General features: G+C 28.3%; 16 protein-coding genes. 13 read left to right on the forward strand and 3 right to left on the reverse strand.

The window, feature by feature from the left end:
- Positions 1–53 precede the first annotated feature (53 nt).
- On the reverse strand, positions 54–869 hold the full coding sequence (locus RDX53_RS07970; protein ID WP_195931730.1) for a carbon-nitrogen hydrolase family protein: 816 nt from the start codon (positions 867–869) through the stop codon (positions 54–56).
- Between the two features lie 282 nt (positions 870–1,151).
- Between RDX53_RS07970 and RDX53_RS07975 the strand changes: the two genes are divergently transcribed.
- From RDX53_RS07975 to RDX53_RS07990, 4 genes are all read left to right on the forward strand, one after another.
- The gene (locus tag RDX53_RS07975) at positions 1,152–1,700 is read left to right on the forward strand and encodes a helix-turn-helix domain-containing protein (RefSeq protein ID WP_207743895.1); all 549 of its coding nucleotides are present in this window, start codon (positions 1,152–1,154) and stop codon (positions 1,698–1,700) included.
- A gap of 155 nt (positions 1,701–1,855) precedes the next feature.
- Positions 1,856–2,371, forward strand: coding sequence for a hypothetical protein (locus RDX53_RS07980; protein ID WP_195931729.1), 516 nt, complete (start codon positions 1,856–1,858; stop codon positions 2,369–2,371).
- 25 nt (positions 2,372–2,396) lie between these two features.
- Positions 2,397–2,927 carry a hypothetical protein gene (locus tag RDX53_RS07985; protein WP_195931728.1) on the forward strand — a complete coding sequence of 177 codons (531 nt, stop codon included), beginning with the start codon at positions 2,397–2,399 and terminating at the stop codon, positions 2,925–2,927.
- Between the two features lie 269 nt (positions 2,928–3,196).
- Positions 3,197–3,565 carry a hypothetical protein gene (locus RDX53_RS07990; protein WP_307993942.1) on the forward strand — a complete coding sequence of 123 codons (369 nt, stop codon included), beginning with the start codon at positions 3,197–3,199 and terminating at the stop codon, positions 3,563–3,565.
- Positions 3,566–3,693: 128 nt separating this feature from the next.
- On the opposite strand, the gene RDX53_RS07995 is transcribed toward RDX53_RS07990, so the two are convergent.
- Both RDX53_RS07995 and RDX53_RS08000 read right to left on the reverse strand, forming a co-directional pair.
- Positions 3,694–4,128 carry a DUF2383 domain-containing protein gene (locus RDX53_RS07995; RefSeq protein WP_195930651.1) on the reverse strand — a complete coding sequence of 145 codons (435 nt, stop codon included), beginning with the start codon at positions 4,126–4,128 and terminating at the stop codon, positions 3,694–3,696.
- A 111-nt stretch (positions 4,129–4,239) separates the two neighbouring features.
- A complete protein-coding gene (locus tag RDX53_RS08000; protein ID WP_307993943.1) occupies positions 4,240–5,724 on the reverse strand; it encodes a hypothetical protein in 1,485 nt (494 codons plus the stop codon).
- A 323-nt stretch (positions 5,725–6,047) separates the two neighbouring features.
- On the opposite strand from RDX53_RS08000, the gene RDX53_RS08005 reads away from it, so the two are divergent.
- From RDX53_RS08005 to RDX53_RS08045, 9 genes are all read left to right on the forward strand, one after another.
- On the forward strand, positions 6,048–7,370 hold the full coding sequence (locus tag RDX53_RS08005; protein ID WP_307993944.1) for a nucleobase:cation symporter-2 family protein: 1,323 nt from the start codon (positions 6,048–6,050) through the stop codon (positions 7,368–7,370).
- A gap of 217 nt (positions 7,371–7,587) precedes the next feature.
- Positions 7,588–8,376, forward strand: coding sequence for a xanthine dehydrogenase family protein subunit M (locus tag RDX53_RS08010; protein ID WP_195930645.1), 789 nt, complete (start codon positions 7,588–7,590; stop codon positions 8,374–8,376).
- A gap of 2 nt (positions 8,377–8,378) precedes the next feature.
- The gene (locus tag RDX53_RS08015) at positions 8,379–8,858 is read left to right on the forward strand and encodes a (2Fe-2S)-binding protein (protein WP_195930643.1); all 480 of its coding nucleotides are present in this window, start codon (positions 8,379–8,381) and stop codon (positions 8,856–8,858) included.
- Positions 8,842–11,133 (forward strand): xanthine dehydrogenase family protein molybdopterin-binding subunit, encoded by a 2,292-nt coding sequence (locus RDX53_RS08020; RefSeq protein ID WP_195930641.1) that lies wholly within the window; start codon positions 8,842–8,844, stop codon positions 11,131–11,133. The genes RDX53_RS08015 and RDX53_RS08020 overlap by 17 nt, the downstream gene beginning before the upstream one ends.
- Positions 11,123–11,701, forward strand: coding sequence for a nucleotidyltransferase family protein (locus RDX53_RS08025; RefSeq protein WP_195930640.1), 579 nt, complete (start codon positions 11,123–11,125; stop codon positions 11,699–11,701). Before RDX53_RS08020 ends, RDX53_RS08025 begins: the two co-directional genes overlap by 11 nt.
- Before the next feature lie 13 nt (positions 11,702–11,714).
- A complete protein-coding gene (gene yqeC / locus RDX53_RS08030; protein ID WP_195930638.1) occupies positions 11,715–12,455 on the forward strand; it encodes a selenium cofactor biosynthesis protein YqeC in 741 nt (246 codons plus the stop codon).
- A 42-nt stretch (positions 12,456–12,497) separates the two neighbouring features.
- Positions 12,498–13,310 (forward strand): selenium-dependent molybdenum cofactor biosynthesis protein YqeB, encoded by an 813-nt coding sequence (yqeB, locus tag RDX53_RS08035; protein WP_307993946.1) that lies wholly within the window; start codon positions 12,498–12,500, stop codon positions 13,308–13,310.
- Between the two features lie 12 nt (positions 13,311–13,322).
- A complete protein-coding gene (locus RDX53_RS08040) occupies positions 13,323–14,369 on the forward strand; it encodes an XdhC family protein (protein WP_307993947.1) in 1,047 nt (348 codons plus the stop codon).
- 406 nt (positions 14,370–14,775) lie between these two features.
- On the forward strand, positions 14,776–15,837 hold the full coding sequence (locus tag RDX53_RS08045) for an SH3 domain-containing protein (RefSeq protein WP_195930632.1): 1,062 nt from the start codon (positions 14,776–14,778) through the stop codon (positions 15,835–15,837).
- Positions 15,838–16,016: the final 179 nt, after the last annotated feature.

Raw genomic sequence — 16,016 nt, forward strand, 5'->3', positions numbered from 1 at the left:
ACTAAAGCAACGGAATCTCCGATTCGTTGGCGCCATGAGCGAAGCGAATTTTTTTATTTGTATAAATCAACTCTTCTAGCAGACAGAAGTGGGAGTTCTTTTCTAATTTTGTCTACATAATCTAAGTCTAATTTGATTATTTTATATCCTTCTTTTTCATTCATTTTATATAAAATATCGCCCCAAGGAGATACAACTAAAGAGTTGCCATATGATATATAACAACTATCAACATCTCTGCTAGGTGCACAACCTATTGTATAAACCTGATTGTCTACAGCTCGTGATCTAAACATTAAATCCCAATGGGCAGGACCTGTAGTCATATTAAAGGCAGCGGGAACAATTATAATTTTTGCACCATCTTGTGCCATTAATCTTCCAAGTTCGGGAAATCTAAAATCAAAACAAATACAAAGTCCTATTTTTCCAAACTCAGTATTAAATACAGTAATATTATCGCCAGGTGTCAATGTATCAGATTCTTTAAATGCTTGTCCTCCTTTTACATCTATATCGAATAAATGAACTTTTCTATGTTTTCCTATTTTTTCTCCACTTCTATCAAATGCATATGAAGTATTATAAACTAGATTATTTAAATCTTTTTCAGGGATAGAGCCACCTACTAAATATATATTATTTTCTCTCGACATATTAGAAAGTTCTATAAATGATTTTTCACCTTCAAATTCTGCATATAATGGGAAGTTACTTGTTTTATAAGGAGTAGTAAACATCTCTGGAAGAATTGCTAAATCACAACCATCATTAGCAGCCTTATTTACAAATTTTCTAGCTGTCTGTAAATTCTTATCTTTATCTTCTTCGACATGCATTTGTATCAATGCTACTTTTATTTTATTCATATTTCTATTATCCTCCTAGACTTTATATATTTTATATTTATTAATAAAATGGTATATAAGATTTTTATCAATGTCAAACGAGTGAGAATTAATTAGCGAGAAAAACTATATATAAATATACATACAAATATATATTTAGAAAATTCAAAAATATACTCGATTAATATACATATCCGGGTAAAAGTATAGTATAATGATAGAAATATACATGATAGTATATAAAAGGGGGAATACTTATTATAATTAAGTAGTTATAAATAAAAAGCAAGGAGATAATTTATTATGTCACAACTTCCAAAAGTGGGACAAAATCTTAGACGATTGAGAAATGGTTTAGGGTTGAGTTTAGATGAAGCATCAAAATTGACAGGCGTTAGTAAAGCTATGCTAGGGCAAATTGAAAGAGGAGAATCAAGTCCAACTATATCGACATTATGGAAGATTTCATCTGGATTAAAAGTTAATTTTATATCTTTATTGGACGATAATAGAAATCAACTAGTTTTAGTAAAAAAAGACGAAATACATCCAATTAAAGAGGAAAATGGTAAAATGATAATATATCCTATATTTCCATTTGATTCGAAAAATGGGATAGATGTATTTTTAGTAGAATTATATCCAGATTGTAGTCATGTATCAGCTATACATAAAAACGTCTTAGAAGAAATGATTCTCGTATCAGGAGGGACATTGACTATCCAAGTAGAGCAAGAGGTATATGAATTAAATAAAGGAGACAGTTTAAAATTTGGCGGGGGATTAAATCACATATATATGAATAAAGGAAATGAAAAAGTTTTATTTCATAATATAGAAATATATAAATAATAAAAAATGGGCTAATCTTAATAAAATTAGTCCATTTTGTTTTTACAAAGCTTAAAACAGGTATCATAATTTTATAAAAAAATCATATAAACAACTAAAAATTAATAACTTATGATATAATTATAAACATGTAAAATAATAGGGGGAAATTTAATTTGAAAAAGAAACCAATTATATTTTTGATATTGATTTTATTAATTTGTTCTCTATTTATGCCACTTACTGTTAACTATACAGGTCAAAGTAAAATCTTTAATTCTAGTAGGTTAAATAGATATACTTCATTAACTAGATTAGAGAATATTTCAAATCAATATATAACAAGTTATAAACAAAATGTAGGATTTGAATTAAAAAATGATCTAGGATTAGTTGAAGGAATTAAAAATGGAGTAGTTGTATTTGGAAATTATTTTAGAAATATTATTACAGGCACTATTTTAGATTATAAAAATGGCTTTAATAATGTAAGTGGGGATATGAAGATAGTATGGATATTTTTCGGGCTATTTGTTGAAATAGCTAAGAATATATTATTTTCATCTTTAGAATTAGTTGCAATTATTTTAATATTATTATCACAGGCAACTAGTAGCTATAATTATATATTATCTTATTTACTTACAATTTTATTTATAATAGGAATTACATACGTTTTTAAGAAAAAATAATTTAAAACTTGTGGAGGAATATATTATGGAAAGAAGTACAATAAGTCAAGCAATGTTAAGAGTATCTGAATTAGAGAGAATATACAGAGATAAAATGTATACTATGATGAAACTTGAAAATATAGTACAAGAGTATATATTAGAATCAGATGGAACTAGATATGATTGTAATGAGGTTGTCGACTTTAATAGAGAATTTGAGCTTATAATAGAATTAGGTCAAGAGATTTCTACAATAAAAACTAATATATCTAAGGCAAATAATGAAAATTATATAGAAACAAAAAACGGTAAGCTAAGCCTTCAAGGCACATTAAATAGAATTAAATATCTAAGAGAGCAAGTCAATAATTTTGAAAATATTTTAGATGGTGTTAAATCATCAAAAGAAAGAAAAGTAGATGCAGCGGCAACTTCTGTTTATTATAGAGTTAAAGAACCGAATTTTAATAAAAAAGAGTTGAAAAAGTATTTAGAAGATAGAAATGAAGAAATCTTAGAGCTTGAAATTGCATTAAATAAAGCTAATAATGAGATTTTAATAGATATAGATTAATAGAATTTTTATTCTTTTAATAAATATGTGTGCAAATTAAAATACTATCTTTAGTATACTTGAGGTATAAATGAATATAACAATTCACAAATTAAAATATAACATTTAAACCACATATATTTTTTAACAAATTAAAATTTATAATTTACAAGTAATACAGAGTGGAAAAATTAAAATTATATAAAATTAAAATTTAATTTTGCACACATAAGGCACAATATATAATTTATATTGTGCCTTTAATTATATAAAAATTTTAGGGGGATTTTATGAGAGAGATTGAATTATTGAAAGAATCTAGAGATTTATTAGAAGAGGTAGATAAATTAATAAGTCAAATGGGGAGTTTTGAGATGAACAAAACAGAGTTTGATATAGATGAAAAAAGACAGTTATTGATAGTTACTGTCAATAATTCAGAAACTGATGTATTTACATACAAAAATGCATATGAGTTTTTATATGAATATATGTTAAATATGCATAGTGATAATATAGAGTATTTAAGAGAGAAATATGAAGATTTATTTGATGAGATGGATGTAAATGACTGGATTATGAAAAGGGGATATATTGAATATATAAACTTGAGAATAAAGAAAATATATATAAGGCTTATGGAAATTTCAGAGCTATAATTTTTGACAATAAAAAATGCCATATAACATATAATATTTGGCATTTTTTATTGTAATATTGTGGATAAATATGATTTCCTTAAATATGTTTAAAATAAATCTACTTTTTAGGGTGTTTAAATGAAAATTTATAAATAATGTCTTATATCTTTTGCAAAATTTTCTTCAAGTTCTGCTAAATCATAGCATAGTCCTTTTATAGATTCTAATGCAGCTGGATATTGATTCATATATTTATTTATAGATTTTATACCCATATTACATCCCTCTGTCATTAAATCAGCGATTTCTTTATCGTGTTCACCTTTTATAAGTTTAAAATTTATTTTCATATGGCTCATAGCTTTAGCCATAGTGCTAGGTTGTTCCTCTGCACATCCAAATTCATTTAATTTATCAGTTATTTTATTTTGAAGTTTTTGGTGATCATTTAAGTATTTTACTATAATATCGTATAGCTTTTTATTTTCTACTTTATCTAGGATTTGCTCGATAGAATCAATACCCATCTTACAACCTGCGTCACATTCTTTTAGTAAGTTAATTGTATCTTCGTTAGGCATAATAAACTCCTTTACTTTTTATTATAGAGTTATTATTTCACATAACAATTATTTTTATAACATAATAAGAAATTAAAAAATTCTCTAGATATTATCTAGAGAATTTTTGTTTTACAACTCACTACTTGACTGTGTATCCGGATTTGGAGTCGGAGTCGGATCTGGAGTCGGTGTAGGATCCGGAGTAGGAGTTGGATTTGGGTCAGGTGTTGGCGTAGGCTCAGGAGTAGGTGTTGGATTTGGTTTATTATTATTGTTGTTGTTATTATTGTTACTATTATTGTTGTTATTACTATTATTATTGTTGTTGTTAGTATTATTATTACTGTTGTTATTACCATTTCCATTATTACTACTATTATTATTATTGCTGTTGCCACCTGTAGTACTATTGTTATTTTTATTTATTGTAGTACTGTTTTCTTTTTTCGTATTACTTTCAGTTTTAGAATCTTGTTCTTCAGTATTAGAGTTAACTGTATTTTTATCATCTACAAATTCTTTGAAAGATAAATCTATAGAATCTACAATTTCATTATTATAAATTACTACTAATTTAGTTTTACCTTCTTTTAAACCTGTGATAGTACATTTTTTATCATCATTTTTAAGTGTACAAATAGATTCGTCATCTATTTTAAAGCTTAATTTAGATAAATCTAACTCTTTTGAATTACTGCTTTGTATTATAACATTTAAATCAGTTTCTTTATTTATAGGTAATACGTAAACACCGTCTTCTATCTGGTATTCTGTAGTTATAGAAACACCGGATACAACTGCTTGGGCTTCTGTAGTTAAATTTTTGAACATAAAGAATCCTATACAACCTAAAACAAGTATAGATGCAATTATTAATGATATTTTTTTGAAATTAGGACCAAATTCATATTCATCATCGTAGTCATCATATTGGTCTTTATCTTCAAAATTATGATTTAAGTAATATTTTGAATTAGATTCTGATTCTGGATTATTTCTATGGATATCTAATTTTTGAGTATCATCTTGGTCTAGAGTACTTTCTACAGGCTCTTTTTCAGTAGAAGATAAATTTTTTTCTTCAAAATGAGTAGGTTCGACTTGTGAAGTTTTATTTTCATTAGTTTCAGTAAGCATTTGTTTGTTTAATGATATAATTGGTTTATTTTTGTTGTGAGCTTGTGAACTAAGCTTTTTGTCAAATGCTTTATTTTTTTCTTCTTCGCTAATAACTTCAGAAATTTTAAAGTCTTCATCTGATAAATCTTCATAATCAGGGAAGTCATCTACCCAGTCAAGCGCGTATAAAAAACAATCTAGTATGTATATTGCACCTTTTTCTGCGACTCCATTTTTTGTAAGAATAGTCTTTGCACGTAAATAAGCAAAGTTTCTATCTACATCTCTTTGATTGTGAGCGTTTAATATTGTAGAGATTGCATTTTTTTCAATTGCAAACTTAACTAAAGATAACTCTTCTTGTAATGTAGGTATTAAATTATCTAGAGTAATTAAAAATTTTTGAGAATCTAGGAAAATATTCATACCATAATTATCAAACATATATCTAAGAGCATAACTTAAGTTATTTTGCAGTGTTCTTTTTTTACTCATAAACTACCCCCTTCATTTTATTTAGATATTACTGTATATAAAATTCATCATAATACTTTTTGAAGATTTTATCAATATTTTTATACCTTAAATTTAATTAATATCCAAACTATTAAGTGGAAATTTAATTGAAAAATAATTAAAATAAGAGCAAAATTAAATAAAAACACGAATTGGATTTGTAAAATATAGCGTAAAAATGCAATTTAGTGTAAAAAAATACGAAAAATATAAAAAAAATATAGAAATACGTTTGTGTATGTGGTATATTTTAGTAGAAGTTATTTCGAAGTATTTAGTAAATATTTAATAAGGAGCGTATTATGAAAAAAAAAGGGTCAATTTACGAATTAGATGGAAGAGTAGAGCTTAAAAGAGCAGTACCTCTAGGTATACAGCATGTTCTTGCAATGTTTTTAGGAAATATTTCGCCACTTATAATAGTGTGTGGTTTATTAAATATAGATTCTAGCTTAAGATCAATGCTTATTCAAAACTCTATGTTTGTAGCAGGAGTAATTACATTAGTTCAGTTATACCCTATAGGACCAATCGGGGCAAAACTTCCTATAGTAATGGGTACAAGTTCAGGATTTATCGGTACAGCTCAAGCAATTGGAGCACAGTATGGTTATGGTTCTATAATAGGTGCTACATTAGTTGGAGGTATAATAGAATTAGTTTTAGGTTTTTTTATAAAACCACTTAAAAAGCTATTCCCACCAATCGTTACAAGTCTAGTTATAATATCTATAGGATTATCTTTATTACCAGTTGGAATTAAGTATTTTGGTGGAGGAGCAGGAGCCAAAGACTTCGGTTCATTAAACCATCTTTTAGTAGGAACAACAGTTATAATAGTAATATTAATACTAAAACAATTTAAAGGATTTTTAAATGATTCATCTATATTAATAGGTATAATAGTTGGATACATATTAGCTATATGCTTGAATATGGTAGATTTTACTCAAGTAAGAGAAAGTGCTTGGTTTTCTTTACCACATCCAATGGTAGTTCCATTTGAATTTAATATGGAAGCTATAATAGCTATGGGTATTATGTTTATAGCTACTACAGTAGAAACTGTTGGAGATATATCAGGAATAACAAATGGTGGACTTGATAGAGAAGCTACTGATAGAGAATTATCTGGTGGTGTTATGGCAGACGGAGTAGGTAGTTTAGTTGCCGCTGTATTTGGAATATTACCAAATACATCTTTTAGCCAAAATGTAGGTCTTGTAACTGTTACTAAAATCGTAAATAGATTCGTAATAATGACAGGTGCGCTATTTTTAATTTTATGCGGATTATGTCCTAAATTAAGTGCATTATTTTCAGTTATGCCTCAATCAGTATTAGGTGGAGCAGCGGTTATAATGTTCTCTATGATACTTGTAAGTGGGATACAATCTTTATCTCGAGAAAATTTAGATGCAAGAAATAGTCTTATAGTAGCTTTGGCTATAGGAATAGGTGTTGGGATTGGAAATGTTCCAGAAGTTTTATCACAATGTCCAGCTTGGGTATCTAATATATTTGCAGAAAATGGGATAATAATGACTTTTGTTGTGGCTACTGTTTTAAATTTAATTTTGCCTAAAAATAATGAACAAAAAGACGCACAAAAAGTTGGAGCATAAATACAAAATAAAAATTACTAAATATATAAAATAAGATAGAAGTAAGTATAATGCTATGGTAAAATAAGTTAAATTTAGATATGAAGTTAAAATGTAGTATTTAAATATAAGGGGAAAGAGAACGTTTGAAATTTAACGTATCTCTTTTTATCAAAATAGACAGACTTATGGGTTTGTCTTTTTTTATGTAAATACATTTAGAAAGTAGGAGGATTTAATGTTTACAATTAAAAAATATGTTGTTGTAGATAGCTTAGAAGAAGCTTATAAATTAAATAAAAGTAAAAAGGCGAATGTATTAGGCGGACTTTTATGGATGAAGATGGGTAAAAAAACTATTCAAACAGCTATAGATTTATCTAATTTAAATTTAGATAAAATAGAAGAAAATGATGAGTGTTTTGAAATAGGAGCAATGGTAAGGCTTAGAGATTTAGAAGTCCATGAGGGATTAAATAATTATTTTAATAATGCAATAAAAGATTGTGTAAAAAGTATAGTTGGAGTCCAATTTAGAAATTGTGCAACTGTAGGTGGCAGTATATTTTCAAGATTTGGATTCTCAGATCCTCTTACATGTTTATTAGCTTTAGACAGCTATGTAAAACTTTATAAAGGTGGAATAATTCCAATGAAAGAATTTGTGAATATGCCTTATGATAGTGATATATTAGAAAAAATTATAATAAAAAAAGACAATAGAAAAATAAGTTATATGTCTCATAGGAATATATCTACAGACTTCCCTGTACTTACTTGTGCAGTATCAAAAATAGAAGATAAATTTGAAGTGGCGGTTGGCGCTAGACCACAAAAGGCAGCTTTAATATTAGATGAAGAAAATATTCTAAGTGATGAGCCTACAAAAGAAGAAATAGAAAAATTTGCAGATTATGTAGAGTCTAAATTAGAGTTTGGAAGTAATATGAGAGCTAGTAAAGAGTTTAGAAGTCATTTATGCAAAGTGTTAGTTAGAAGATGTATAAATGAAATTGGAGGTATGTAGATATGGAAATTAAGTTTTGGTTAAATGGAAAAATGATAAAAGATGAAATAGAACCGGATATATTATTACTTGAATATGTTAGAAGTAAGGGCTGTTATTCTGTTAAAAGAGGATGTGAAACTGCAAACTGTGGTCTATGTACAGTTTGGGTAGATAAAAAGCCAGTTCTTTCATGTTCAACACTTGCAGCTCAAATAAATAATAAACATGTAGTAACTCTTGAAGGAGTTCAAGATAGAGCTATAGATTTTGGGACATTTTTAGCTAAAGAAGGAGCTGAACAATGTGGATATTGCTCTCCAGGATTTATAATGAATGTTCTTGCTATGGAAGATGAGTTAGAAAATCCAACAGAAAGAGAAATAAAAGAGTATTTAGCAGGAAATCTATGTAGATGCACAGGATATCAAGGTCAATTAAGAGCTATAAAAAAATATTTAGATAGAAATAAGGAGACAGTAAACCATGAAGTTTGTAAATAATCGTGTTATGAAAAAAGATGCAATGTCACTTGTTACAGGAAAACCTGTATATACTGATGATATAGCACCAAAAGATGCACTTATAGTAAAGGTACTTCGTTCACCTCATGCTCATGCATTAGTTAAAAATGTAAAAAAAGATGTGGCGCTTAAAGTTCCAGGGATTGAATGTATATTAACATGGGAAGATGCTCCAAATTCAAGGTTTACAACTGCAGGTCAAACTTATCCAGAACTTAGTCCATATGATAGAAAAATATTAGATGAGAGAGTTAGATACGTAGGGGATGCTGTTGCAATAGTAGCTGGTGAAAATGAAAAATGTGTAGATAGAGCTTTAAAAATGATAAAAGTAGAGTATGAAGTTTTAGAGCCAGTACTTGATTTTAGAAAAGCGTTAGATAATGAAGTTGTAGTACATCCAGAAGAAGATTGGGAAGTAAAAGTTCCGATTTCACCAGATGTAAAAAGAAACTTAATATGCCATGATGTTATGGAAGAAGGCGATGTAGAAGCTGAGTTTGAAAAATGTAAATATGTAATAGAAGAGACATATTTAACAAAGGCAAACCAACAGACGATGATGGAGACTTTTAGAGCATATACATATAAAGATCCATATGGTAGGCTTGTTTGTGTTGCAGCGACACAAGTACCGTTTCATGTTAGAAGAATATTAGCAACTGCACTTGAAACATCAAAGTCAAATATAAGAGTAATAAAACCTAGAATAGGTGGGGGATTTGGGGCAAAACAAAGTGTAGTAAATGAGATATTCCCAGCATTAGTTACGTGGAAAACTGGTAAACCAGCTAAAATAGTATATAGCCGTAAAGAAAGTCAAATAGCATCGAGCCCAAGACATCAAATGCAAATAACTGTAAAACTAGGTGCCGATGAAAATGGAAACTTAAAAGCAGCCTCACTTTATACTTTATCAAATGCAGGTGCTTTTGGAGACCATACACCTACAACTATAGGTTTAACTGGTCAAAAATCATTACCTCTATATACAAGTCATGTAAATGCATTTAAATTCTCATTTGACGGTGTTTACTCAAATACTATTCCAGCAGGAGCATATAGAGGATACGGTGCGACACAAGGTGTCTATGCATTAGAGACGACTATGAATAAATTAGCATTGAAAATGAATATGGACCCTATTGAGTTTAAGAAAAAGAACCTTATACACGAAGGCGACTATATGCCAGCTTATCATGGAGAAACTGCCAACTCATGTACACTTGAAAAATGTTTAGATAAAGTAAAAGAAATGATAAATTGGGATGAAAAATACCCATGTAAAGATTTAGGAAACGGAAAAGTAAGATCTGTTGGTCTTGCTGTAGCTATGCAAGGTTCAGCAATAAGTCATGTCGATGTTGCTAGTGTAACTATAAAAGTAAACGACGATGGATTCTATTCAATGATGATAGGTGCAACTGATATGGGTACAGGATGTGACACAATACTTGCTCAAATGGCAGCCGATTGTCTAGATACTCATGTCGACAATATAGTAGTTTATGGTGTCGATACTGACATATCTCCATATGATTCTGGTTCTTATGCATCAAGTACAACATATTTAACAGGAAATGCAACTATAAAGACTTGTCAAATGCTTAGAGAGAAAATAATAGCTGCAGGAGCTGAGATGTTAGAAATAGATATAGAAGATGCAGATTTTGATGGAGAAAAAGTATACTCTGTAAAAGAAGAAAAAAGCATAACTTTAAAAGATATAGCAAACAATGTAATGTGTTATAGCAACCACACATTAACAGCAACAGCTAAGGAGAAAACTCCAGTATCACCACCACCATATATGGCAGGTGCTGTTGAGATAGAATTAGATAAAGAAACAGGACATGTTGAAATAATAGATTATGCGGCATGTGTAGACTGTGGAACAGTAATAAATCCAGCTCTTGCAACAGTACAAACAGAAGGTGGTTTAGTACAAGGTATAGGTATGGCTCTATACGAAGATGTTCAATATGACAAACGAGGAAGAATATTAAACGATTCATTTATGCAGTATAAAATACCTACAAGACTTGATATGGGTAAAATAAGAGTAGAATATGAATCAAGTTATGAGCCAAGTGGTCCATTTGGTGCAAAATCAATAGGTGAATTAGTTATAAATACTCCATCTCCAGCATTATGTCATGCAATATATAACGCTAGTGGAGTTTGGATTAATGAGCTTCCTATGACTAGTGAGAAAATTGCGATGGGAATATTAAAAAATAACCTTGAAGCTTAGCATAATCGTTTTAGCATCTGGAAATAGTAAAAGATTTAATGGAAATAAGTTGCTACATAAAATAAATAAAAAACCAATGTATTTACATACATTAGATAAACTTATAGATTTAAAAAAAGTCAATTACAATATAGATGAAATAATTTTTGTCACAAAATACGATGAAATAATAAATAATTTAAAAAATAAAGATATAAAAGTAATAAAAAACAACAATAGTGAATTTGGAATTTCTCAGTCTATAAAACTGGGAATTTCAAATTCATTTAATAATGCGTACATGTTTATTGTATGTGATCAACCATATATTAAAAAAGAAACAATAAATAAATTTATAAATGAATTTATAAGAAGTAAAAAGAATTTAGGTTGTGTAAGTAATGACGGTATTTTATTAAATCCAACTATTTTTACAGATAAATATAAAGATAAATTATTAAAGTTAGATGGAGATAAGGGCGGAAAAAAAATAATTTTAAAAAATATAGATGATTTATTTATATTTGATGTTTTAGAAAAAAGAGAACTTATTGATATAGACTATAAAAGTCAATTAGAAAATAAATAAAAAGGTGATTTTTATGCAAGTTTATTCTTATAAAAACAACAATATAGTAAAAGAAAAAAGTTTAATAAATGCACTAGATATAGATTTAAATAAAGATAAAGTTATAACTGTAGTTGGAGCAGGTGGAAAAACAAGCACAATATTTGAGCTTGGAAATGAATTATCAAATTTAAATAAAAAAACAATCATAACAACAACTACACATATGAAATTAGATAAAGATTTTTTATTAATTGATGAAGATTTTAATATAGAAAACCTTAAAAAAATTTTGCAAAAAAACAATTTAATTAAAATAGGTAAAAAAGAAAGCGACTATAAAGTAAAGAGCTTAGATGAAGATACATTAAAAAGATGTATAGATATTTCGGATTTTTTATTAATAGAAGGTGATGGCTCAAAACGACTACCTCTAAAAGCGCCGAAAGACAATGAACCTGTAATAATACAAGAAACAGATTTAGTAATTGGACTTATTGGATTTGACAGTTTAGATAAAAAAATTGAAGAAATCTGTCACAGGCCTGAATTAGTGTCAAAATTACTTCACAAAAATATAAAAGAAAATATAAATATATTTGATTTAGTAGAAATAATAAAAAATAAAAATGGACTTAAAAAGAATGTAAATTGTAAGTATAAAGTAATTATAAATAAAGTTGATAAATTGGAATATCTAGATAAATGTAAAAAAATAGCACAATTATGTCTTGAATTTAAAATAGATGTTATTTTTACAAGTTATAAAATATAAATTCATAAAAATATAAATAGTAATATAAGAAAGGAAATGATTATGGATAATATAGTAGTAGTCCGTGGTGGCGGAGATTTAGCGACAGGAGTTATTCATAAATTACATAGATGCAATATAAAAGTGGTAGTACTTGAGTGTAAACATCCGACAGCAATAAGAAGAACTGTGTCGTTTTGTAATGCCGTATTTGAAAATGAGATGGTAGTTGAAGGAGTAAAATGTAGATTAGCATCAAATATAGAGGAAATATATCAGATTTTAGAAGACGGAGATATCCCTTTAATAATAGATGAAAAATGTGAAATGTTAAGTCAGATAAAGCCAGTAGCATTGATAGACGCCATAATAGCTAAAAAAAATATAGGGACAAATATAGATATGGCTCCTATTACTATTGCTTTAGGTCCTGGATTTGAGGCGGGAAAAGATGTGCATGCAGTTATTGAAACAAAGAGAGGACACAATTTAGGAAGAATTATATATGACGGATTTGCAGCAAAAAATACAGGAGTTCCAGGTGATATAAAAGGATATTCAAAAGAACGAGTAATACATTCGCCAGGAGAAGGAAATATAAATAATATAAGTAAAATTTCGGATTATGTAGAAAAAAATCAAATTATAGCGACAGTTGGTGGCGAAAATGTATATGCATCTTTAAGTGGAATTTTAAGAGGGATAATATACGACAATACATATGTTAAAAAAGGTCTTAAAATTGCAGATATCGATCCAAGAAAAGAAGAACTACAAAATTGTTATAAAATATCGGATAAAGCAAGATGTATAGCAGGAGGAACTTTAGAAGCATTATTAAATATGTGCTCTACAAAAAATATAAAAGTACTGTAAAAAGGTGATAAAATGAGCGGACAAATATATCAAACACTACTAGAAGATTTAGATAAAGGTGAAGAAGTAGCACTTATAACAAAATATAATTTAGAAACAAAAGAGATAGAAAAAAAACTATATAAATTAGATGAATTAGATAAAGAAAATTTAGAATATGTAGATAAAGCTATTAAAAAGAATTTAATTGCCAATATAAAAATTAATGAAAATGAGAGTGTATTAGCAGAAGTATTTAAAAGAGAGCATAGGCTTATTGTATTTGGTGCAGGTCATGTTGGATACCATTTATGTCATTTTGCATTAAAAGTAGGGTTTAATGTAACTGTAGTAGACGATAGACCGTATTTTGCAAATAAAGAAAAATTTGGTGATGATATCAATGTGATATGCAATACATTTGAAAATGCATTTAAAATATTGGACATACATAAAGAGGATTATGTCGTAATAGTAACACGAGGTCATAAGCACGACAAATTCTGTTTAGAAAAAATACTATCTCTAGATGAATTAAATTATATAGGAATGATTGGCTCAAAGAGAAGGGTCAAAATCATGAAAGAAGAGCTAATAGAAGAGGGATATCTAAAAGAAAAAATAGAAAATATATATTCACCAATTGGGCTTAATATAGGAGCTGTAACCCCAGAAGAAATAGCAATATCAATACTTGCAGAATTAATAAGTGTAAAAAGAATAGGTAAATTAGCTGCAAAAAATGAAAAAATTAAAGTAAATAACTCTTGTGAGTTAAATAAAGATGTATTAGAAATTTTAGCCCAAAATAAAAATGACAAAATAAGTCTTGTAACTGTTATATCTACAAAAGGATCTACACCTAGAAAATCAGGAAGCAAGATGATTGTATATGATAGCGGAAAAATAATTGGAACAATAGGTGGAGGATGTGCTGAAGCGAAAATTATAACAGATGCAGCTTATATGGCTGGCAGTAAAAATTTAAAAATAGAAACTATAGATATGACTGGTGAAGCTGCAGAAGAAGAGGGTATGGTCTGTGGTGGAATGATGACAGTTTTAATAGAAGGAATTTAAGTAAAAAACTTCCGGGTTTTTGCAGTAATTTCCCCCTAAAAAGTAAAAACAATGAAAAAAATAAAAAAAAATTTACAAAAAAGATTACAAAAAAATTACAAAATCTAAAAATAGTCATTACGTTGAAATTACTGGGTTTTAGAGGAAAATAATTAGAAAAGCCTTAATTCAAAAAAGTAACAACGATGTAACTTTTTTCAAAAAAAGGGTTTTAAAAGTTACGAAAATGTAATATGATATATATATCAGCAGGACAAAAGCTGAAGTAATTTAAGAAAATAGAAATTACTTAAACAAGTTTTAAGGAACAAGTTTTAAGGAAATCAAAATCAAAAATTATTTATAATAAAAAGTATTTATAATAAAGATTTTCTTAATAAAAAACAATTTAGGGGGAAAATAATTTATGTTAAAGAAATTTGTTAAAACTACAGCGATTATAGGAGCAGTAATGACTACATTAGGAGTAACAACTCCAGTAAGTGCAGCAAGTTGCGGAACTGTAACAGCTAATTCACTATATGTTAGAAGCGGTGCTTCAACATCACATAATATTTTAGGAACAGTAAGTAAAGGTAATACAGTTGAAATAAAAGATACACAAAATGGATGGCATAAAATAAGCTACAATGGAAATGATGGATGGGTTAGTGGAAAATACATCTCATCTACTTCAGCTGGGTCATCAACTTCAACAGGAACTACGCAAACAACTAAAACAGGAACAATAACAGCTAGTTCACTATATGTTAGAAGTGGAGCTTCTACATCACATAAAGTTTTAGGAACAGTAAGTAAAGGTAAAACAGTTCAAATAAAAGATACTCAAGATGGATGGCATAAAATAAGCTATAATGGAGACCATGGATGGGTTAGTGGAAAATATGTATCAACTACTTCTTCTTCAACAGGAGGAACTACATCAGGATCAACTTCAACAGGAACTACACAAACTGTTATAAAAACAGGAACAGTAACAACTAGTTCATTAAACGTTAGAAGTGGGGCTTCAACATCATATAGCAAAATAGGATCAGTATATCAAGGTAAAAAAGTTTCTATATATGCAGAAAGCAATGGATGGTATAAAATAAGCTACAACGGTGGATACGGATGGGTTAGTAAATCATATGTATCAACTGGAACAACATCAGGCTCAACTTCATCAGGAAGTTCAAGTACTGTAAATGGATACACTGTTAAGAGAACATTAAATGTTAGAGCAGTAGCTTATACAGGTGGTACTATGACAGCATTAGGAACACCAGTAAGATACGGTGTTATAGCAGTTGATCCAAGTGTAATACCATATAGATCAAAAGTATATATAAAAGAATTAAACAAAGTATTCGTAGCAGAAGACTGCGGTGGCGGAATAAAAGGAAATATAATAGATATATACATGCCAACTTTATCTCAATGTTACAGTTGGGGATCTAGAAATATAACAATACAAATATTAGGATAATCTAACCATTAATATATATAAAAAAGTGCACTTTAAGGTGCACTTTTTTTATATATACGACTATTTTTAGTAGAGATTAAAGTAAAGATTTTTAACTGTAGTGATATAAAATTAATAAATTGTGATAAAATATATGTATAGTATATGCCATGCATGTATTTTGTCTTTGTAATAATTAT

Origin of the sequence: uncultured Intestinibacter sp., from assembly GCF_902468165.1 — a bacterium.
In the GTDB taxonomy this organism is placed as follows: Bacteria; Bacillota; Clostridia; order Peptostreptococcales; family Peptostreptococcaceae; genus Intestinibacter.

Bases quoted from the DNA above. Each gene is read 5' to 3' on its own strand.
- RDX53_RS07970 (WP_195931730.1), bottom strand. From the start codon at position 869: ATGAATAAAATAAAAGTAGCATTGATACAAATGCATGTCGAAGAAGAT.
- RDX53_RS07975 (WP_207743895.1), top strand. From the start codon at position 1,152: ATGTCACAACTTCCAAAAGTGGGACAAAATCTTAGACGATTGAGAAAT.
- RDX53_RS07985 (WP_195931728.1), top strand. From the start codon at position 2,397: ATGGAAAGAAGTACAATAAGTCAAGCAATGTTAAGAGTATCTGAATTA.
- RDX53_RS07990 (WP_307993942.1), top strand. From the start codon at position 3,197: ATGAGAGAGATTGAATTATTGAAAGAATCTAGAGATTTATTAGAAGAG.
- RDX53_RS07995 (WP_195930651.1), bottom strand. From the start codon at position 4,128: ATGCCTAACGAAGATACAATTAACTTACTAAAAGAATGTGACGCAGGT.
- RDX53_RS08000 (WP_307993943.1), bottom strand. From the start codon at position 5,724: ATGAGTAAAAAAAGAACACTGCAAAATAACTTAAGTTATGCTCTTAGA.
- RDX53_RS08005 (WP_307993944.1), top strand. From the start codon at position 6,048: ATGAAAAAAAAAGGGTCAATTTACGAATTAGATGGAAGAGTAGAGCTT.
- RDX53_RS08010 (WP_195930645.1), top strand. From the start codon at position 7,588: ATGTTTACAATTAAAAAATATGTTGTTGTAGATAGCTTAGAAGAAGCT.
- RDX53_RS08015 (WP_195930643.1), top strand. From the start codon at position 8,379: ATGGAAATTAAGTTTTGGTTAAATGGAAAAATGATAAAAGATGAAATA.
- RDX53_RS08020 (WP_195930641.1), top strand. From the start codon at position 8,842: ATGAAGTTTGTAAATAATCGTGTTATGAAAAAAGATGCAATGTCACTT.
- yqeC (WP_195930638.1), top strand. From the start codon at position 11,715: ATGCAAGTTTATTCTTATAAAAACAACAATATAGTAAAAGAAAAAAGT.
- yqeB (WP_307993946.1), top strand. From the start codon at position 12,498: ATGGATAATATAGTAGTAGTCCGTGGTGGCGGAGATTTAGCGACAGGA.
- RDX53_RS08040 (WP_307993947.1), top strand. From the start codon at position 13,323: ATGAGCGGACAAATATATCAAACACTACTAGAAGATTTAGATAAAGGT.
- RDX53_RS08045 (WP_195930632.1), top strand. From the start codon at position 14,776: ATGTTAAAGAAATTTGTTAAAACTACAGCGATTATAGGAGCAGTAATG.